Annotated in this window: 22 protein-coding genes; 11 read left to right on the forward strand and 11 right to left on the reverse strand. The window is 45.1% G+C overall.

Annotated features, from left to right (window positions below; all coding sequences use genetic code 11):
- Positions 1–17 precede the first annotated feature (17 nt).
- Positions 18–1262: a hypothetical protein gene (locus O8C68_02035; protein ID MCZ7394580.1), complete on the forward strand. Its 1245-nt coding sequence runs from the start codon at positions 18–20 to the stop codon at positions 1260–1262.
- Between the two features lie 3 nt (positions 1263–1265).
- Entirely contained in the window at positions 1266–1538 is a 273-nt protein-coding gene (locus tag O8C68_02040) for a hypothetical protein (GenBank protein MCZ7394581.1), read from the forward strand.
- A 27-nt stretch (positions 1539–1565) separates the two neighbouring features.
- On the opposite strand, the gene O8C68_02045 is transcribed toward O8C68_02040, so the two are convergent.
- Positions 1566–1865, reverse strand: coding sequence for a hypothetical protein (locus tag O8C68_02045; GenBank protein MCZ7394582.1), 300 nt, complete (start codon positions 1863–1865; stop codon positions 1566–1568).
- An 81-nt stretch (positions 1866–1946) separates the two neighbouring features.
- Here O8C68_02045 and O8C68_02050 point away from each other — a divergent pair, with 81 nt between their 5' ends.
- Positions 1947–2138 (forward strand): hypothetical protein, encoded by a 192-nt coding sequence (locus tag O8C68_02050; GenBank protein MCZ7394583.1) that lies wholly within the window; start codon positions 1947–1949, stop codon positions 2136–2138.
- A 1926-nt stretch (positions 2139–4064) separates the two neighbouring features.
- Here O8C68_02050 and O8C68_02055 read toward each other — a convergent pair.
- From O8C68_02055 to O8C68_02085, 7 genes are all read right to left on the reverse strand, one after another.
- A complete protein-coding gene (locus O8C68_02055) occupies positions 4065–4883 on the reverse strand; it encodes a metallophosphoesterase (protein MCZ7394584.1) in 819 nt (272 codons plus the stop codon).
- 2 nt (positions 4884–4885) lie between these two features.
- Positions 4886–5953 (reverse strand): DNA-binding protein, encoded by a 1068-nt coding sequence (locus tag O8C68_02060; protein ID MCZ7394585.1) that lies wholly within the window; start codon positions 5951–5953, stop codon positions 4886–4888.
- Between the two features lies 1 nt (position 5954).
- Complete coding sequence (locus tag O8C68_02065; protein ID MCZ7394586.1) at positions 5955–7217, reverse strand: Single-stranded DNA binding protein; 1263 nt, start codon at positions 7215–7217, stop codon at positions 5955–5957.
- A gap of 112 nt (positions 7218–7329) precedes the next feature.
- The gene (locus O8C68_02070; GenBank protein ID MCZ7394587.1) at positions 7330–8106 is read right to left on the reverse strand and encodes a winged helix-turn-helix transcriptional regulator; all 777 of its coding nucleotides are present in this window, start codon (positions 8104–8106) and stop codon (positions 7330–7332) included.
- A 103-nt stretch (positions 8107–8209) separates the two neighbouring features.
- A complete protein-coding gene (locus O8C68_02075; protein MCZ7394588.1) occupies positions 8210–8719 on the reverse strand; it encodes an ArsR family transcriptional regulator in 510 nt (169 codons plus the stop codon).
- Positions 8720–8812: 93 nt separating this feature from the next.
- On the reverse strand, positions 8813–9406 hold the full coding sequence (locus O8C68_02080; GenBank protein ID MCZ7394589.1) for a DedA family protein: 594 nt from the start codon (positions 9404–9406) through the stop codon (positions 8813–8815).
- 36 nt (positions 9407–9442) lie between these two features.
- Positions 9443–10405 carry a replication factor C small subunit gene (locus tag O8C68_02085; protein MCZ7394590.1) on the reverse strand — a complete coding sequence of 321 codons (963 nt, stop codon included), beginning with the start codon at positions 10403–10405 and terminating at the stop codon, positions 9443–9445.
- Positions 10406–10493: 88 nt separating this feature from the next.
- On the opposite strand from O8C68_02085, the gene O8C68_02090 reads away from it, so the two are divergent.
- Complete coding sequence (locus O8C68_02090; GenBank protein MCZ7394591.1) at positions 10494–10973, forward strand: VIT1/CCC1 transporter family protein; 480 nt, start codon at positions 10494–10496, stop codon at positions 10971–10973.
- A 28-nt stretch (positions 10974–11001) separates the two neighbouring features.
- Complete coding sequence (locus O8C68_02095) at positions 11002–11919, forward strand: hypothetical protein (protein ID MCZ7394592.1); 918 nt, start codon at positions 11002–11004, stop codon at positions 11917–11919.
- A 14-nt stretch (positions 11920–11933) separates the two neighbouring features.
- Here the strand turns inward: O8C68_02095 and O8C68_02100 are convergent, their stop codons facing one another.
- Complete coding sequence (locus O8C68_02100; GenBank protein ID MCZ7394593.1) at positions 11934–13205, reverse strand: hydroxymethylglutaryl-CoA reductase, degradative; 1272 nt, start codon at positions 13203–13205, stop codon at positions 11934–11936.
- A 172-nt stretch (positions 13206–13377) separates the two neighbouring features.
- On the opposite strand from O8C68_02100, the gene O8C68_02105 reads away from it, so the two are divergent.
- The 6 genes from O8C68_02105 (at position 13378) to larE (ending at position 17190) form a co-directional block, all read left to right on the forward strand.
- Positions 13378–13530, forward strand: a complete 153-nt coding sequence (locus tag O8C68_02105) for a 50S ribosomal protein L39e (protein MCZ7394594.1) — start codon at positions 13378–13380, stop codon at positions 13528–13530.
- A gap of 5 nt (positions 13531–13535) precedes the next feature.
- Complete coding sequence (locus tag O8C68_02110) at positions 13536–13799, forward strand: 50S ribosomal protein L31e (protein ID MCZ7394595.1); 264 nt, start codon at positions 13536–13538, stop codon at positions 13797–13799.
- Between the two features lie 16 nt (positions 13800–13815).
- Positions 13816–14475 (forward strand): translation initiation factor IF-6, encoded by a 660-nt coding sequence (locus O8C68_02115; GenBank protein MCZ7394596.1) that lies wholly within the window; start codon positions 13816–13818, stop codon positions 14473–14475.
- Positions 14476–14656: 181 nt separating this feature from the next.
- Positions 14657–15649 (forward strand): phosphoribosylformylglycinamidine cyclo-ligase, encoded by a 993-nt coding sequence (gene purM / locus O8C68_02120; GenBank protein MCZ7394597.1) that lies wholly within the window; start codon positions 14657–14659, stop codon positions 15647–15649.
- Between the two features lie 33 nt (positions 15650–15682).
- A complete protein-coding gene (locus tag O8C68_02125; GenBank protein ID MCZ7394598.1) occupies positions 15683–16105 on the forward strand; it encodes a ferritin-like domain-containing protein in 423 nt (140 codons plus the stop codon).
- Between the two features lie 284 nt (positions 16106–16389).
- Positions 16390–17190: an ATP-dependent sacrificial sulfur transferase LarE gene (gene larE, locus O8C68_02130; GenBank protein ID MCZ7394599.1), complete on the forward strand. Its 801-nt coding sequence runs from the start codon at positions 16390–16392 to the stop codon at positions 17188–17190.
- Between the two features lie 8 nt (positions 17191–17198).
- On the opposite strand, the gene O8C68_02135 is transcribed toward larE, so the two are convergent.
- Both O8C68_02135 and O8C68_02140 read right to left on the reverse strand, forming a co-directional pair.
- Positions 17199–18089 (reverse strand): radical SAM protein, encoded by an 891-nt coding sequence (locus O8C68_02135; GenBank protein MCZ7394600.1) that lies wholly within the window; start codon positions 18087–18089, stop codon positions 17199–17201.
- A 149-nt stretch (positions 18090–18238) separates the two neighbouring features.
- Positions 18239–18394 (reverse strand): rubredoxin, encoded by a 156-nt coding sequence (locus tag O8C68_02140; GenBank protein ID MCZ7394601.1) that lies wholly within the window; start codon positions 18392–18394, stop codon positions 18239–18241.
- Positions 18395–18486 lie beyond the last annotated feature (92 nt).

Consider the following 18486-nt stretch of genomic DNA (forward strand, 5'->3'; position numbering starts at 1 on the left):
ACAGAAGGAGGCATACAATGAAAAATAGATATTGGTTCACTATATTAACGTCGCTAGTTGCGGCTGTGTTTGTACTGAGCCTGTTCTCCGGAATCGCAGCAGCACAAGCGCCCGGGGAAAATAACGGAAATCTGGAGAAATACACAAACACAGAAAAACAATTTCAGGATGCGAAGGGACAATTAGACAAGGCATTGAGGCAATTCAATGCTAAAAAGGACAGCAAATCAAAGGAAGATCTTGTGCTCAAAGCCAAGGACTATCTTGGAAAAGCAATAGACCATACAATTTCATATCTTGATGTCCTGAAGTCCAGGGCAGAAAAATCTGAAAATAAAGGAATAATTCCATTCGATGTTTCTAACAATATCGATGCTCATGTGGCGGAACTGGAACAGCTAAGAACAAAAGTGCAGCAGGATAACACAACCGAGGAATTAAGGGCTGACAATAAAGAGTTAACGGATATATACGCCAGGATAAGACTTGAAACTCGATATGATATCGCAATACTGCTTGATAATACAACAGGTAAATTCATTGCAAAGTCGGATAATGTATCAGCCAGACTTGCTGCGGCAATTCAGAACTTGAAATCCAAGGGTAAAGATACATCCAACCTTGAGGCAATCGCAGCTAATTTCACGAATTTGATGCAGGAAGCAGCAGCCGACCAGCGAAAAACAGAAGCCTTATTGGCAACCCACACAGGATTTGACAATTCTGGCATGGTTATAAACAATACGGATGCCCAGGCTTTCCTAAAGCAAGTGGACGCTTCGCAAAAAGAAACTATCAAAATACTGAGAGATGCAAGCAGGCAACTGCAGGTCTTCGTCCGGGATTACAGAATACTTTCGGGTGGACCAGCCGCAACAGCTCAGCCGGGAAATCAGGGGAATGAACGAAACGGAGGAACCGCGGTTATGGGGGCAGGTACACTGACAGCCAATGGCAGCGGCAGGGCGGCAATCGAAGGAAATGTCACTGTTGCGCTGTCTGGAATAAACGGCACCCTGTTGGTCTCACGTAATGCCGTCGTTACCACTGACGGAGGGACAAACCAGGCTCTCGGCAACGGACGGGTGAGATATCAGGGATTCAGCTCAGCAACAATAACGGGCACCAACATCATGGTAGGGATATCAGGCAACAGTATCAGCCTCACTGCCACAGGCAAAGGCGCAGCAGTCCTTAACGGCAATGGAACATATAGGACAGATAATTTCGGCGTGAGCGGTGAATGGAAAAAAGGAGGATAAAACATGAAAATTGTTTTTATATTGCTGGTGCTTATACTCGCAGCATCAGTTTTAGGTTGTGTGAGCCCAAAATCACCTGAAGTAACACCCACTGCCACCCCGGTTGAAACACCCGCGCAGACACCCGTAAGTCCGACCGAAACACCTGTTTCTGCTGTAGCAACCCCGACCCCTTCAGGCAGTGACGATTTCGGGACGCAGAATGACATTAATGCAATAGATTCGCTGGTTAACGATTCGAATATGGATATTCCCTTATCCGATGCAACAATCTAAGGTAAGCGCTTTGGAGTTTACCTTTTTTTATTTTTTAATATTCGCCAGCAGCTCCTCTATTCCTTTAGCGTTAAGCCTGCACCTCTCCTCCTCCACCTCAGCATAGCACATTTTCACAAGATAATCAAGCTGGAACTTTAACTGGGTTTCACTTATGCCAAGTTCTTTCATAATTTCTTTCTTCGTTTTCCCAAAAGCTCCTATGGATTTGACTATCCTTCTTCGAAGCGGATTTTCAAGCGCCTTGAACATCAACTGGTGGTCGTGAGGCGTTTTTGTCTCGCATGCATCAGGTTCTTCTTGTATTGAATCTATCTCATCTTCCATAATATCTCACCCGTTTTCAATTCTTTTGATTGACTTATATCTTTTGCGAATCCTTGTTATATAAAGTCTGGGTTACGCATAGTGAATACAGAGCAGAAATCGGGGAATACAGAATCTAAGCAAGGTGAAAGTATTATTAAAGGGGGAGAAAATAGTTTAGCTGATAGCGAATTACTTAAAAGGCTGGATAGAGTTATCGAATTGTTAGAGCGTAATGGAGAACAGATGCAAAAGATAAATACGCTATTGGCTGATAAAAAAAATGCAAATTAAACGATTTTGACTGTATTCTGGCTGACTTCCTTGGCTGATCTAACTGGCTGCACATACACACTCACAAGTTTTAATTACTTTATAGTCATATACCTGGTTGTCATACCTTCGTACACTAAAGGGTAAGGAGGCGATCGTACCCAATCAAGGTCTGCCCCGCCCCGCCCGAAGGGCGGCGGGCGGGCTTTCCTTGTCCGTCCTAGAATATATAAAAGAAATGTGTACACAAAAAACAAATTTAAGTTTTAGCTGATATTTTTAATTATTGGATTTTATAAAGTGCTACAATTAGATTGTGTGTGCTACAACCTTTATTTAAAATTTGATAATTTCCTGTGTAACGATGATTAAAAGAGCCGTGCTGGCTTTTTTTGTCCTGTTTGTACATCGTTAGCAGTAGGCTTTTACTCTCAGCTCTAATGATACTGATCTTGGCGAGATCTGTCTTCCTGGCTGTACAATTGTCCTATTTACCAGGTTGCTACCAGGCACAACAAAACAGCTACCCAGGCCAAACAGCTACCCAGGCCAAACAGCTACCCAGGCACAACAAAACAGCTACCCAGGCACAACAAAACAACTATTAATTAATTAAAAATAGTCGACTGATAGCGATAAATCAAAAGTAAAAATCATATAAAAAGTCATGACATTAAAAATAACATTCTAAAAATAATAAACATCAAACACTAAAAAAACTAAAAAATCTAAAAAAACTCATGATAAAAAACAATAAAAAAATAGCTATCAGGCGGCTTAATCTAAAGGAATAATACGATAGATATCTCTTGATCAAGTGCGTTCCGAAGTCTGCAAAATTGCCTTTGCAGACTTCCATAACGGAAGTTTAGATCTAAAATCCTGATCTCTTTTTTACGGGACATCTTTCAATTAGTGCGCAGACATGCGCCGAGTCCATTAAACGTCTTTAGGCAGTCCGATACCCTCGTCCTGCCTATGGCAGGGGCTGTCTTGATAACTTCCCTCTCGTGATGCTCGTATTTTGCTATAAATTAAAATAAAGCTTCATTATAAAAATAGCTCGAATTTATATAGATTGTTGATAATATTCTGAATAGGTGATTTATCATGACCAACATAGAGACATATCTAAAACAATTAGAGACAGAAATGACAATAAGAGGGTTCTCAAAGAGGACGATGGATACATATCTTGGGTATAACAAAAGATTCTTAGACTATATAAAAAAATCTCCGAATAAAATAAAAATTGATGATATAAAAATGTATATGAATTATTTAATAAGTGAAAGGGCTGTTTCCACTTCGGCAGTTAATGTTATTTTGGCATCTCTTGAATTTTATTATAATGAGGTATTAAAACGTAATATGCCGCACATAAACAGACCTAAGAGGTTACAAAAATTGCCAACTGTTCTATCTTGTGAGGAGGTTCAAAACATTATAGATAAAACCAAAAACCAGAAGCATAGATTAATTATTGAATTGCTTTATAGTTCCGGTCTAAGAGTTTCAGAACTTGTTAATTTAAAATTTTCTGACATTGATATAAAAGAGGGTGTCGGATGGGTGCGCAATGGGAAAGGTGGTAAGGATCGGATGTTTATAATTTCTAAAGAGCTTTGCAAGGATTTGGAGGGATTTGCTTTACAGGATGGTCAGAATGAAGCAGGATGGCTTTTTTCTGGGGGGCAAAAGGAGTCTCCTTTATGGGAGCCGATGACTTCCGCCGCTGTTCAACAATTGGTGCTTCTGGCTGCCGGTCGGGCTGGCATAAATAAAAAGGTTCACCCCCATACCTTTAGACATTCCTTCGCAACCCATCTATTAGATAGCGGGGAAGATATACGCAAGATTCAGGTCCTGTTAGGACATGAAAGTTTAGACACAACTCAACTATACACGCATGTATCGACTCGACAGATTATGGGGGTTGAAAATCCGTTAGATACGCTTCGTAGGAAAGCGCTTTCTGGAAAATCTGGGGATAATCCTTGTTATCCCCAGTTTTTTTATGCTTCCGATTGTGCCGAGATCAGTGCCGTCAAGCAGGAATGCCCTTGCCTTTTCAAGCTCAATCGCATGGTTGGCAAAAACCGGTCCGAGCAGCTCTTCATGTATGGATTCATTGAAAGGTATTCCTCCGCATAACTCATTAAACGCAGGCATTATTATAACCTCTGGGTTCTTCAATCTGATATCGCCGTAATGTTCCTTGAGAGCTTTTTCAATAAAATGCGTGCGTATCCATACCTCTTCCGAAACTGCATGACCAAGCGAATCCGTGAACCTTATCGTGGGATGATTATGGGACATCACAACATGTGATGCAGAAAGTAATTCCGCATCCGGCCATGTGTGACCGTGAAAATAACCCACATTGTCGAGCACAAAGCCCCTCATCCCGTGCACGGTTACATTCTCAGGCATAAGGTTCTCTATGTCGCCGTCATGGTTTCCAGGTACGATATCCACAGGCGCGGAAACAGATAATTCTTTCAGGAAGAGGGGAACCTCCTGCTTTTCCTGCCATGAGGTTATGGGCACATTATGCTTGACATCCCCGAGCAGCACTATCCTGTCGGGCTTTACTTTTTCGATATAACCCCGGATTCGCACCTTCCTCTTCTCAATCTGGCTTGGAATTGAAAAGCCGCTCTGATAAAGCTCCCACTCGATGCCGAGATGGACATCCGCAATTACAAGCGTTTTAAAAGTATTCTCAACAACAAGGGCAGGTTCGTTTAATAAAGGGCTGATCATTCCTATACCTTACGAAGCACCCCGATTTTGGGCTCATAGCATCTTCCTTCAGCCATAAGCTCTTTGATAGACGACTCCACCAATTCAGCGTCAAGACCTGCCGATTGTGCAGTTTCAACCACCATGGAATAAGATGTGCCCTTGCCAGTATCCAGTTTATCAATTATTGCTGCAAGTACTTCTTTTGGCTGTGTCTGGGCGGTTTCATCGGTCTTGCTTTCCGCTTCTGCACCTCTTATTTCCTCTTTTTGTTCAGGCTTTTCGGCAGGCTGCTCTTGGAATCTGCGTTCATCGGCGTCGTGCCCGCCGTTATGCATAGACACGTATGCCTGCGGGGATACGTGGATGCGCCCTCCCGAGGCGCGACTCGGGGCGTTTATCTGCGGTTCTTTCTGCTTTTCAACTTCCTGGGTGGTAACGCTCTCGGATGCCACAGTCCCAATAGCATGAATTAATGCGGTTTTAAGCTCCTGAATGATTTTAGCCAGGTTTTTATAATGTTGAACCGCCCGCACCCCACCATCCGCAAGCACAGGATTTGTTCCCTTCTTCAGCAAAAGCTCCTTCAATTCATTTCCAGATAAACCCGAGTCCAATACCTCTCCCATGGTTCTGATGCGCAGGAGCGTTTGTTCCGCCGTATCAAGAACCCACCTGTCCCTGAGCTTTTCATCCGCGGTATTCATTTCCTCAGGTCTAATCGAAATATACACACTGCCGTCCTCGGGTTCATATTTTCTTGCCTTGCCAACTATCGCCACGTAAGCAGGAACCTGCAGTCCGGATAAAAAAATAGCGGCTTCGGGCTGGTACTGCCCTGCATATACCGTGAACACGCCTGTGGGGTCGGCTACGCGCGCCCGCCACAAGTTATTCTCCTTGCCGATGTTCTCGACTTCCGTGACCACACCCACAATAAAAAGACGGTTGCACTTTACCCCGGTGGGTGTAATGATATAATTCGGCGCCCTCTCATCCCCTTCACTGATATAGAGATTTGACCTGTTAAACTCATGTGCGAAGATGCGCCATGCAACTTCCCTGTCCATCATCTTTTCCCTCTTTTCCATGTCACCCCGCCCTGCCCAGAAGCATGGCTGCTTTTTCTTTGTTCATATCAAGGGGCTCCCACACATCACTTGCTACAAGCGTGCTCCCGAATTCGCCTTTTGAGGTATTACCCCTTGCTGCGAGCATTTTCCCGACAAGTTTCTTTTTGATTTCGTCTTCCACAGCTTTCTGGGACATCGCCGCCTTTGCAATGTTCTGCGCATCTTCTATGGTATATCCGCATATCTTTTGTGTAAGGGGTGCGTCAAGAACAAGTGTCAATGCTCCTGTTCCGTCATCGATTATGGCTTTAATCCGCATATCCATTTTTTCATCCACTTTGCCATGAACCCTGCAGATGCCTTTTTGAATAACCCTCGAACACTCAGGGCAGCGGGCTACCAATCCAGAACCCGGTCTGATGGAGAGGATGTTGCCTTCGATAATAATGTCATAGGCCCCGTCTTTGCCTGCAATATCTCCTATGCTGACCTTGCCGATTACTTTGTATTCGATTTTCTTATCAAGCTTTATTACCTGGCTGGTTTCATTTATATTCAGGGTAGGAACGCCCCGGAATGACCGCACGTAGGCGTTTTTTACCTCAACTGCACTTCCAGCCGCAAGTTCAGGCAATACTATCCACGCAGTAAATGGAAGTTTGGTATCATCATCTGCAGCAATACCGCTTAGAATTTTTTTAGTGCCGTCCTTTGTATTGATTTCGCGCGATTCGATGTTCAAGATAGTGAACTCGGTATGGACATTTATATCTCCATCCTTTAATTCTCCAAGTTTTCTTACCTCGCTTTCCTGGACTATCTGGATTTTTGAGGTAAGCTTTGTGACTTTTGACCTGTTCCCGAAATTTATCTCAGGTCGCTCCTGCCAGTTTCTCACATAAGCCTGCGCGATCTTTATTACATCGCCCACATTCAGGTCGAAATCATGCCATGCAGTAAAACTTCTCGCAGCTGTCTCGTCGCTTATAGTTCCGGAAAAAACCGTCTTTTCATTATTTTTTACATTTACGGTTTTTTTGCTAATTTCCAGTATCTGCCCGGTAATCTCGATATTGCGGTCTCCGATTTGTATATCCTTTAGTTTCTTCTCTTTACTCTTTTCCGACCCGCCGTATTTCTTAATCAGGCTTCTCTTCGCTTCGCTCAGCGGTACCCGGTATTCAAGCAGCTTTTTTAAATCCGCTATAATATTACTTTCGTCTATTTCATTATCAAGCGCCCTTTTTATTTCTTCGATATGGGGCGCAAATTCAGTCTCCATGAAGCCTCCTTCTTTGATGAACCCAAAAACATTCATTCTTTTTTAGACGGGTTCATCAAACTGACCGATGGAATAAGACTATAAAGGTAGTAAAAGATAAAAAACCATCGGATTATTTACTCAGATCCACAACCTCGTAGTTCAAGCCTTCGGATTCAAGCCTGTTGAGCAGGGACGGTATTTCCTCATCCACAGAAACCACAAGCGAGGAGAGACCGTGAAAAGCCGCCTCCACAACTGATTCTTTTGCCCCGAAGAGAATGTTGGGCGCAATATTTATTTTACGAAGGGAGATCAGAGCTTCGACCCCGAGCGCTGCGATATACGGCTTCCCCTTCGAAAGTTTTTTCAGAATATCGTAATCCACGTTTCGAGAGCCCCCTCTTTCAACTCTCGGTATTTTGCAGATGGTTATATTAACCTCGGGCAGGCTTATCATCCCTTTCAAATCAGTCACTCCCACCTCTTCTCCCTCCATGGCATCTGACATGGTAATGCCCGCCACATCACCTTCTCCTCTGCCTGCATATAGCAAGCCATTCTCCATCCAGAGCGAGACCTTCTGCCCTTTATCAAGTCCTTCCGTAGCTATAGCTGTCGCAACGGATATATGGCTCACTACATCTTCCATCACAAACCGCGCGTATTTTTTCAATTCCTGCGCCCTTTCAAGCACCCACTCCACACCCTTCTTGGTAACACGATATCTCACGCGTCCATCCGAGTACAGGAAACCATCAGAAACAAGTTCCTTGATATATTCCGACACAGCCTGAGGTGTTATGCCGATCTTATATGCAATCTCTTTCTGCATAACATCGGGCTGGTGTGCGGCTATTTCAACAAGTATCTGGAATTTGGTGATTTCTTTTTTACTCCGAAGTATCATAAAGGGTTAAGCCCCTTTATGACGTCCCGAGTCACGCCTCGGGAGGGCGTGTGCGCGGTGTAAACTGACGCAACAGTTTTTGATAAAACTTTCTTAAAGTTTTTCATTCGGTTTCTCCGAGCATTTCAATCCTCTGCCCTTTTACTGCCAGGATTGATGATCGCCTTGCGACCGCGCGGATGAACATAATGCTTTTATCTACTACCCTCTGGAGCCCGTTCATCGACTGGTTGCCGCTCTTAACTTCTTTCTCGATTAAATCAAGATAGCTTCGCAATTCTTTGTCGTTCTTGAAAGTGACCATTATCAGGTCGCTTAAATCTTCAACAGAGCACTGGAAATTTACCTGTACCTTGGAATAGGATGAGTGATACTCCTTTTCTGGCATTTTCCCTGGCTGCGGCATTCTCCATTTACTCTCCACAAATCCGCTCTTTTTCAGAACGTCGAGGCTCTCATGTGGTTCAAACCCCACCTCTTTATCTATCTCTTCTTCAGTCTTCCAGCCATTTTGCAGGCACTCGAAAACTTTCTTGTGCGTATCCGAACCAAAGGCACGCAGAAGCGGAACAATGTCTGAAGGTTCATTAATAATACGAGTTCTCTTGCCCATGATAACATCTCTAAATACTAGCTATATTCTCTCAATACGAGTCTATATTATGTGTTCAAAATGGATAAACGTTTTGAAGAAGGGATATGTTACTCACTTTTTGAGCTTCCAGTAATATAAAATAATCATAATTACTGCTGCAACAACAATAATATCAAGCCCATTAAAAAACCCGATTATATTTTCCCAGGAAGGTCCGAGAGAGAAACCAACATATGCTAAAGCAAAGCACCAGGGTAAAGAGCCAATGAAACTGAAGGTCACAAGCTTTTTTAAATCATACTTTCCTATGCCTGCTGGCAGGGATATAAAAGTGCGAACTACAGGGAGCAGCCTGGAAAAGAGAACTGCCCTGTCCCCGTATTTCCTGAACCAGGTTTCTGCAAGCTCTATGTGGCTGCTTTCAATGAACAGATACCTGCCGTATTTTTCTATGAAAGGCCTCCCCCCTTTCAGACCTACATAATATGAGATCAGCGAGCCTGCGGTGCAGCCAACTGCGCCCACAATGCTTATCAAAAACAGATCGAATTTCTTCAGGTATGCCAGATAGCCTGCAAACGGCATCACAACCTCTGAAGGCACGGGAAGCGCGGCGCTTTCCAAAGTCATTAAAATAAAAACCCCGATATATCCGATGGAAGAGATAAACTGCGTAATGAAACCGGACAATAGCTCTGCAATCATAACCACAGAATAGAAATGGACATTATTTAAAGGTTGTCAGCGCTTATTTCCGCACAGCATGAAGTGTGCAATCAAAGCCTCAAGCTGGATGCGCTCATTTGCCCCTTCAGCCATCCTGAAATCGATTTCTCCGATGCGGTCAATCATGTCCACTTTCAGCCTGTCCGGAATGGTCATGTCAAACATAACCCGGTATATCTGCCCTATAATATCCTCGCCAGAAAGTCCCTGCTCGATCAACAGATAATCCAATTTCGCCCTGGCTTTCATGAAATTGCCCTCAAGACCGAGTTTTACAAGTTCCACAACTTCTTCTGGCTTTGCAGTAGCTGTTGTCTTATAAATAGCATCCATGTTGACGGTCTTATCAAGCATCGCAGCCGCCTGAAGGGCATTGATGGCGCGCCTCATGTCGCCTGCTGCCACGTATTTTATTGCATCCATTCCGTCATCAGTCAAGTTCACGCCTTCTGCCCTGGCGATATGCCTTATTCTCTCCTCCACTGCCGTGCTCCCGATGGGTTTGAACCTGTATACTGCGCATCTTGACTGGATGGGTTCGATTATTTTTGAGGAATAATTGCAGGAGAGTAGAAACCGGCATGTTGCTGTGTATTTTTCCATCGTTCTTCGAAGCGCTGACTGCGCATCAGAAGTAAGGGCATCTGCTTCGTCAAGGAATATTATCTTGAACTCAGCTTCGCCCAGGGGTGCAGTCCTGGCAAAGTTCTTAATCTTGTTCCTCACCACATCGATACCGCGCTCATCGCTGGCATTCAACTCGGTGAAATTATTAGTCCACGCTTCGCCGAAAAGCTCTCGTGCTATGCATATTGCTGAGGCTGTTTTCCCAACGCCTGGAGGACCTGAGAAGAGAAGGTGCGGCAGGTTTCTTGAATGCACATAGGATTTAAGGCGCTTTATAACTTCAGCCTGCCCAACTACATCGTCCAGTTTTTTTGGGCGGTATTTCTCGATCCAGATTTCTTCTTTGAGCATGTAAGCTTTAATAAGAGGCAAACTATTATTTAACTTTCTTCCCTGATACGTCAGCGGTGAAAAATAATTAATCTCGGGATTAACTAGTATGAACCATTCTTTAAAAATAGGATTTATCTTTGGTTTAACCTCTGGAATAATCACGACACTCGGTCTAATCGTAGGTTTGGATGCCGGGACACATTCAAGACTCGCTGTTATTGGCGGTGTATTGACAATAGCAATAGCCGATGCATTCTCGGACGCGCTTGGTATTCATATCTCAGAGGAAGCGGAGAGTAAACACATTCAAAAAGAGATATGGGAATCAACGCTCTCCACTTTTCTGGCTAAGTTCTTTTTTGCATCCACATTTCTCGTTCCCCTTTTGCTTTTTGAACTTTCAACCGCAATTATTGTAAGTGTTGCCTGGGGATTGTCCCTGCTGGGTATTTTAAGTTTTGAAATTGCCAGGGAGCAAAAAGTAAAACCCTGGAAGGTTATCACGGAACATCTGGTTATTGCGGCTGTGGTAATTGTTTGTACTCACTATGTTGGCGATTGGATATCAAAAACCTTTATGCTATAGTTATTCCTGTCATTCCCCTGTGAGAAGTATGCCAAAAACCCTCTTGTATCCTAATTCCAGTAAAAAAATCAATTTTTTCATCACCTCGCATCTTTTCCCTTCGCTCTCGGTTACTGGTAATTCCTGCGCTCTCATGTGCAGGCACTGTGAAGGAAAATTGCTGGAATCTCTTTTTCCAGCAACAACCTGTGATGAGCTTGAAAAAAAAGCCTTTGCGCTGCACAAACAGGGAGCTAAGGGCTTATTAATTACGGGGGGCTGCGATATGCGAGGGCGTGTGCCCATAAACAGCTTAATCCCTGCAATAAAAAAAATTAAGCAAAAAACAGAGCTAATCCTCATCGCACACACAGGTTTTATTTCCCCTGAAGAAGCGACAGCTTTAAAAAATTCAGGGCTTGACGGCATCGGTTTTGACGTAATTGGGGATATGAGCACAGCCAGGGATGTTTATGGTCTTGATATTTCTGAAAAAGACTATACAGACAGCCTTTGCGCCATAGAAGATGCAGGAATAATGATATTCCCCCATGTCTGTGTTGGATTGCATTTCGGCGAATTGAGGGGTGAATTCCACGCCCTTGAACTGATAAAAACAATAACTCCATCCACGGTAATAATAACAGGACTGATGCCTGTTGCAGGCACGCCGATGGCGCATGTCAAGCCAATACCTTCCGATTTTGAAAAGGTGATAGCGAAGGCGGTAGATATGTTCCCGCATACCCCCATCGTGCTTGGATGCGCCCATTCAAGCGGAAAAGACAGGGGTGAAATAGAAAGAATGGCGCTCCAGTGCGGCATAAGCGGCATTGCTTCGCCGACAATGCAAACCATCAATTTTGCAAGGAAAAAAGGATTTGAAATCAATTATTACGGCACTTGCTGCGGACTTATTCCGAGTGAAAAGACAAGGATTGAAGTACTGCCTCAAGCCCGGCTCTAATCTCTTGCCGCTTCTTATTTCTTTTTCTTCATCTCATCCAGCAATTCCTTCGCCCTGTCAGCCCTGACTTTCCTTTCCCTGACCATTATTTCTGCTATCTTATCCACCATTTCACCCGTGGCGCCTGCCTGAATCGCAACATTCCTTGAGTGAAGCCCCATATGCCCCCTCTGTATGCCTTCGGTGGCAAGCGCCTTCAATGCTGCGAAATTCTGGGCAAGACCTAACGCTGCAAATACCTCGCCCATTTCCGTAGCAGTCTTGACGCCGAGGATTTTAACGGCAGCGCGTGCAATGGGGTTAGTTTTTGTGGCGCCTCCTACAAGCCCAACTGCCATGGGCATTTCGATTGTCGCCACAAGATCCCCGTTTGCATTTTTCTCATATGCTGACAGGGGACGGTACGTCCCGCTTCGGGCGGCATAGACATGCGCTCCTGCCTCGATTGCCCTTGTATCGTTGCCGGTGGCCAGCACTGCAGCCGTTACTCCGTTCATTATGCCTTTGTTATGCGTGGCAGCTCGATAAGGGTCTCCTGCAGCAAAATGATATGCTGCAAGAATGCCGTCCACAACGTCTGCGCCGCCGATTGCCTCTTTTGTGAATACAACTTTTGCCCTCATGATGCGCTTGTCTGCAAAATTCGAGATTATCCTGAGGTACACCCTTCCGCCAGTCAGCTCTTCGATATAAGGAGCTACGGTTTCAGCCATGGTGTTTACAGCATTGGCTCCCATGGCATCCCTGCAGTCCACTATTAAATGCGTTATCACCATTTTTCCGCCAGGCGTGTCAATAACCCTTACCTCCACATCCTTTGCTCCTCCTCCGAACTTGACAAGCACGGGATCCACTTCGTTTGCCCGCCGGATTATCTCGTCCTTCTTCTCAAGGATGTTCACCCTCGCAAAATTGGGGTCTGCGATTCCAACAGCCTGTATCTGACCTATCATAACCGGACCCGTGCTGCTTGTGGTGAATCCCCCGCCCTCACGCGCCATCTTTGCCGCATTGCCGGCAGCAGCTATCACCGAGGGCTCTTCTATTGCCATGGGAATGAGGTAATCTTTGCCGTTGATTAAGAAATTCACAGCTACGCCCAGAGGAACTTCCATTACGCCGATGACGTTCTCCACCATGCGGTCTGCCGCATCATGGGATAGGGCGCCCGTGGCGCTGATGCATGAAGCTTCTTCCTCCGTGAGACTTGAAAACTCGCTTACCACTTTGAGCCTTTCCTTCGGGCTCAGCTTGTAGAAACCCGAGAGCTTTGATGTTTTTGTCATGATTTTTCCACCTGCGAGAGATTTTAGATGGCAGGAGGATATAAATAGGTTATCGCCAGCCTTGCACCTAAAGTCGTTCAAACACGGTACTTAGGTGCAAAGCCATTATCGCCAAAAGCTTTATCAATAAATCAATACTTTAAGATGACCCTATCATTTCGGTGAACTTTTTATGACTCAAAAGACCAAAGGAAAGAAGAAAAGACTGGCAAAAGCGCACAACCAGAACCAGCGGGTGCCAGCCTGGGTTATTGTAAAAACCAAAAGAAAAGTGATGACCCATCCAAAGCGCAGGCACTGGCGAAGAAGCACACTCAAGGTTTGATTGATATGGCAGACATAGAAAGAATCTATACCATTCCCCTCTCGGATGCAAGGAAAGTGCCGAGATGGAAGAGGGCGGAAAGCGCAGCAAGAAAGGTAAGAGCCTATCTTGCAAAACATTTAAAGACAGATTTAAAAGAAGTAAAACTGGATAAGACGATTAACGAGAAGCTCTGGGAGAGAGGTTCCATGAAACCGCCCTTGAAATTAAGAGTGAGAGCGGTTAAATTCGAGGCTGGCGGCGTGGAAGCCGAACTCGCCCAGGAATAATTTGGGGAATAAGGGAGTGAAGCGCAGGTTAAATATTTCAGGAAGCCCGGTACTTGGCGTATTCGCAGCATGTACCGAGGAGCTCGTTTTTGTACCGCGCGATGCTTCCGACGAAACAGTGAAAGAACTGGAAGAATCCCTTGGCGTAACAGCCCTTCGTTTTTCAGTGAGCGGAAGTTCTATCATAGGCTCGCTGCTGCGGGGAAACAGCAACGGGGTCATGGTGGCGGGTTTTATCCTCGAAAGAGAGCTTCGTGCCATAAGGAAACACACAAAAGCCGCAAGATTGACAGGGGAACTGAACGCTGCAGGAAACCTCATACTTGCCAACGATACTGCTGCGCTTGTGCATCCTGACCTCTCGGATAGATCCATCGGGGTGATTAAAAAGACCCTCGGCGTGGACGTAAGGCGGGGCACCATCGGAGAGTTAAAGACCGTGGGCATGGCGGGTATTGCCACGAACAAAGGGGTACTCGTGCATCCAAAATCCAGTCCAGCCGAGATTGGGGTAATAGAAGATCTCTTCTCCCTGCCTGTGGATATCGGGACTGTCAATTTCGGATCACCACTTGTGGGTTCAGGGCTTCTTGCCAACAGCAAAGGTTATGTTGCAGGCGAGGAAACCACCGGTCCTGAAATCAGCAGGATTGAAGATACGCTGGGTTATCTGTAAAGATTGTTGAATTTTTATCACGAATAATACGCATATAAACATAACCAAAACTTTTATATGGTATTATGATAATGATAGTGATGAGCAGGCGTGTATTTTTAAAATCAATCCCACACCCTATCCAAAGCCTGCTCTTTTAAAATCATAAAATCTTTATGCAATCACCTTTATTGAGTAACGCATGGCTTTAACCTACGCAAAAGCAGGGGTGGATATAGAAAAGGAGAACCGTGCGATAGCGTCGCTTGCAAAACAACTTGTCTATAAACGCAGAGGCTTTGGTGCACCTTTAACAGACGTGGGCCATTATGCCGGTCTTATAGATTTTGGCGAATATGCCCTTGCGCTTACAACCGATGGTGTGGGTTCGAAGGTTCTGATAGCAAACGAGATGAGAAGATGGAACACAGTCGGGATTGACTGCATCGCCATGAACGTGAACGACCTTCTTGCAATGGGCATCGAGCCTCTTGCTTTCGTGGATTATATTGCCATAAGCGAACCGAACGAGGAAATAATGAGGCAGATAGGGGAGGGGCTTTCAAAAGGGGCTGAGATCTCAAGAATGACCATAGTGGGAGGCGAGACCGCCACTCTTCCTGATATCATCAAGGGCTTTGACCTTGCAGGCACGTGCCTCGGGATGGTAAAGAAGGACAGGATTATAACCGGCGAGCACATTGAAATCGGGGATGCCATTATCGGGCTTCCCTCAAACGGGGTGCACAGCAATGGATATTCACTTGTTCGAAAAATTATAAAGGAGTCGGGCTACTCATATCAGGATTTATTCCCTTATAATAAAGATACCACTATCGGGGGTGAGCTGTTAATCCCCACAAGGATATATATGGAAATACTGGACGCTGCCCGCAAGTACGATATTCACGGTCTCGCCCATATAACGGGAAGCGGGCTAATGAAACTCCACCGCATCACCAAATACGGGTTTGATATGGCTGATCCACTCAAGCCGCAGCCTATCTTCCGGTTTCTGAAGGAGGAAGGGGGCGTGGACGAAGTCGAGATGTACAAGACCTTTAATATGGGCATGGGTTTTGTGGTTGTACTATCAAAGAGCCAGGCTCGCGAAGCTTCGAAGATGCTGGGAGGAAAGATAATAGGGGAGATCGTGGAACAGGGGATATTTGTTGACGGGATGGAGATAAAGTAAATGCCAATCCTTAAATAAGAACAAAGCCAACAATTGTTGATAATTATGGCGGATGAATTGTTGGATTTATTAAATAAAGCGATTGCAAGAGAGCTTGGGGTCAGCATACAGTATATGTGGCATCATGTAATGGCAATGGGGATGGAAAGTCCTGAGATAAAGGATGTTTTTAAGGAGATAGCCATAGTAGAGATGAAGCATGCCGAGGATATTGCTGAGCGCCTTTTTTATCTCGGCGGGACTCCAACCACCAAACCCACGCCGATTAAAGTTGGGGGTTCACTGAAAGAGATGATTGAGGCAAACCTCCAGGCAGAGATTGAGGCTGTTGCGATGTATAAGGAAATCATAGACAAAGCTTCAGAAAAAGAGGATACAACCACGCGATTGCTGTTTGAGGAGATTCTAACTGCAGAGGAAGAGCACAAACATACGTTTTCGATCCTGCTGAAATAGTATCCGCTATTTTTTAATCCATTATTATTATTTAACCCCTTTATTTCTTCTGGAGAATTTAAATCATCGTACTTATGATAATGATGGAATATTAAGAAACGATTTCTTCGTCGCTATCCGATTAAATTCTTTGCCCAATTCCGTGGTGTTGAATTTTAAACTTTTTACTCGTACTGTAGTAACGATTTTGTTAATCACCTCGGTTTCCTCTGGAAACTGTTTGTAAAGCCATTCGTTTTCTCACAGAAATCCTTACATCTTTCCAGATTGTGTGAATATCCACCATGTCCAATAAGATACGGTTAATCGTAAATGCCCTGACAGAGAGAGGCAGTGTTCTCGTAGCCTTTTCGGGTGGTGTAGACAGCGCCGTACTTGCGGCGCTTGCATACAGGGCTTTAAAGAATCAGGCAATTGCCGTTACCGCAGATTCGAAGACCCTTGCGCCTGGCGAGCTTGAGTGCGCAAAAGAAGTTGCAAAAGAGATAGGCCTAAGGCATATTGTTATTTCCTACGATGAGCTCAGCGAGCCTGAATTTGCAAAAAACCCTGTGGATAGATGCTATTACTGCAAGAAGGGATTGCTGCGTGAGTTGAAAAAGCTTGCAGCTCTGCATGGCATGAATACCATTATCGAGGGAACTAATATTTCTGATTTGAAAAACCACAGACCAGGTCACAGGGCTGTGATGGAAGAGGAGGTTTATAACCCGTATGTTGAATTTAAAGTCACAAAGGAAGAAATTCGAAAAATGGCGCATGAGCTTGGTCTGTCGGTTGCTGATAAGCCCTCTATGGCATGCCTTTCCTCTCGTTTTCCCTACGGGCAGGCAATAACCTCTGAGGGATTGAAACGTGTGGGTGCTGCGGAGGATTTTCTTCGAAGAGCAGGGTTCAAGGTTGTGCGGGTAAGAGACCATTCCGGCATAGCGCGGATAGAGATAATGCCTGATGAAATGCCGCGATTTCTGGAAATGAGAGAGGCTGTTGTGTCTGAATTCAAAAGGCTCGGATTTTCCTATATTACCCTTGACCTCATAGGTTTCAGGAGCGGGAGCATGGATGAAGTATTATCAAAATTATGAATCTTTCCTCATGCGTGGTAATATTCGCCCGTTGCGCGCTGCTGCACCGGAGAACCGCACGGCTCAAATCCCGGGACACCTATGGCATCTGCCCTGCACTGCCTGCACAGCCTGAACTGCGGCAGGAATTCTTCAGCCAGCGTCCTTGCTATGGTTAGTTCATCGCATTCTGGGGCTCTTGCGTGTTCAAACATGTGAAGCGGTATAAGCGGGATGATGTTCATCAGCATCGCACCGCTTTCTGCTGCCCTCTTTGCTATTTCCTTTACCTGCTCAAAATTGACCTCGGGGATGAGCACGGTGTTCACCTTGACATTCAGTCCTGCCTCGCTTGCCTTCTTCACGCCGAGGAACTGGTTCTCGATCAGCAGCTTTGCTCCTTCAACGCCTTTATAGGTCGTATCATGGTAGCGCACGAAGGAGTAAATTTTTGCGCCAACCTCGGGGTCAACTGCGTTTATCGTTACCGTGACGCTTGTCACTCCAACCTCAACAAGCTGCTCCACTTTCTCAGATAGCAGAAGACCATTAGAAGCCACGCATTTTATGAGTTCGGGATATTTCTCATGGACAAGCCTCAGGGTCTCAAAAGTCTCCTCATTTGCCAGCGACTCCCCTGGTCCTGCGATTCCCACAACGCGCAGGTTTGGCATCTCTTTTATATATTTGTCCACTCTTACGAGCGCCTCCCGCGGATTGAGAATTACGCCTGCTACGCCCGGCCTGTGCTCGCATTTATCCAGTTTCCGTATGCAGTAGTTGCACTGGATATTGCAGCGCGGCGCCACTGGCAGGTGAATTCTCGCAGTAGTAAAGTGCGCTTTCTCATTGTAACATGGGTGCACGCTCGTGAGGTGTGCGAATTTTGACCCGATGTTTCCCCAGCGTTCCTGTTTCATATTTCCTCGTTTTATTCGTGATTGTACGAACAATAAATTGGCGTTAATACTATATAGGCATTTTCCCGATTATTCCCCTACAAATTCTTCGTTAATAAATCTACCGAAGTTGCGAGGTTCTTTTAATGACCAACCGGACAGCTATTCAGTTACATTTTTTCAAACATATCCTTACCCACACCGCATTGGGGACATACCCAGTCGTCCGGGAGGTCTTCAAATGCTGTCCCCGGTTTAATCCTTGGGGTGTCCCCGACTTCGGGGTCATAGATATAACCACAAACAGTACAGCGATATTTTATCATATTTCACCTCGTTTTAATAACGTCCTAAAGTAAAAGTAATACTCGCACACCTACCAAAAGCTATTATCCCATTGAGATAAATAGCTATCGTG

Source organism: Candidatus Methanoperedens sp. (assembly GCA_027460525.1).
GTDB lineage: Archaea > Halobacteriota > Methanosarcinia > Methanosarcinales > Methanoperedenaceae > Methanoperedens.

Excerpts from the sequence above, each read along its gene's own strand:
- purM (MCZ7394597.1), top strand. The coding sequence starts at position 14,657 with ATGGCTTTAACCTACGCAAAAGCAGGGGTGGATATAGAAAAGGAGAAC.
- O8C68_02095 (MCZ7394592.1), top strand. The coding sequence starts at position 11,002 with ATGCCAAAAACCCTCTTGTATCCTAATTCCAGTAAAAAAATCAATTTT.
- O8C68_02140 (MCZ7394601.1), bottom strand. The coding sequence starts at position 18,394 with ATGATAAAATATCGCTGTACTGTTTGTGGTTATATCTATGACCCCGAA.
- O8C68_02040 (MCZ7394581.1), top strand. The coding sequence starts at position 1,266 with ATGAAAATTGTTTTTATATTGCTGGTGCTTATACTCGCAGCATCAGTT.
- larE (MCZ7394599.1), top strand. The coding sequence starts at position 16,390 with ATGTCCAATAAGATACGGTTAATCGTAAATGCCCTGACAGAGAGAGGC.
- O8C68_02065 (MCZ7394586.1), bottom strand. The coding sequence starts at position 7,217 with ATGGAGACTGAATTTGCGCCCCATATCGAAGAAATAAAAAGGGCGCTT.
- O8C68_02135 (MCZ7394600.1), bottom strand. The coding sequence starts at position 18,089 with ATGAAACAGGAACGCTGGGGAAACATCGGGTCAAAATTCGCACACCTC.
- O8C68_02100 (MCZ7394593.1), bottom strand. The coding sequence starts at position 13,205 with ATGACAAAAACATCAAAGCTCTCGGGTTTCTACAAGCTGAGCCCGAAG.
- O8C68_02080 (MCZ7394589.1), bottom strand. The coding sequence starts at position 9,406 with ATGATTGCAGAGCTATTGTCCGGTTTCATTACGCAGTTTATCTCTTCC.
- O8C68_02075 (MCZ7394588.1), bottom strand. The coding sequence starts at position 8,719 with ATGGGCAAGAGAACTCGTATTATTAATGAACCTTCAGACATTGTTCCG.
- O8C68_02110 (MCZ7394595.1), top strand. The coding sequence starts at position 13,536 with ATGGCAGACATAGAAAGAATCTATACCATTCCCCTCTCGGATGCAAGG.
- O8C68_02055 (MCZ7394584.1), bottom strand. The coding sequence starts at position 4,883 with ATGATCAGCCCTTTATTAAACGAACCTGCCCTTGTTGTTGAGAATACT.
- O8C68_02090 (MCZ7394591.1), top strand. The coding sequence starts at position 10,494 with ATGAACCATTCTTTAAAAATAGGATTTATCTTTGGTTTAACCTCTGGA.
- O8C68_02060 (MCZ7394585.1), bottom strand. The coding sequence starts at position 5,953 with ATGGAAAAGAGGGAAAAGATGATGGACAGGGAAGTTGCATGGCGCATC.
- O8C68_02085 (MCZ7394590.1), bottom strand. The coding sequence starts at position 10,405 with ATGCTCAAAGAAGAAATCTGGATCGAGAAATACCGCCCAAAAAAACTG.
- O8C68_02105 (MCZ7394594.1), top strand. The coding sequence starts at position 13,378 with ATGACTCAAAAGACCAAAGGAAAGAAGAAAAGACTGGCAAAAGCGCAC.
- O8C68_02035 (MCZ7394580.1), top strand. The coding sequence starts at position 18 with ATGAAAAATAGATATTGGTTCACTATATTAACGTCGCTAGTTGCGGCT.
- O8C68_02045 (MCZ7394582.1), bottom strand. The coding sequence starts at position 1,865 with ATGGAAGATGAGATAGATTCAATACAAGAAGAACCTGATGCATGCGAG.
- O8C68_02070 (MCZ7394587.1), bottom strand. The coding sequence starts at position 8,106 with ATGATACTTCGGAGTAAAAAAGAAATCACCAAATTCCAGATACTTGTT.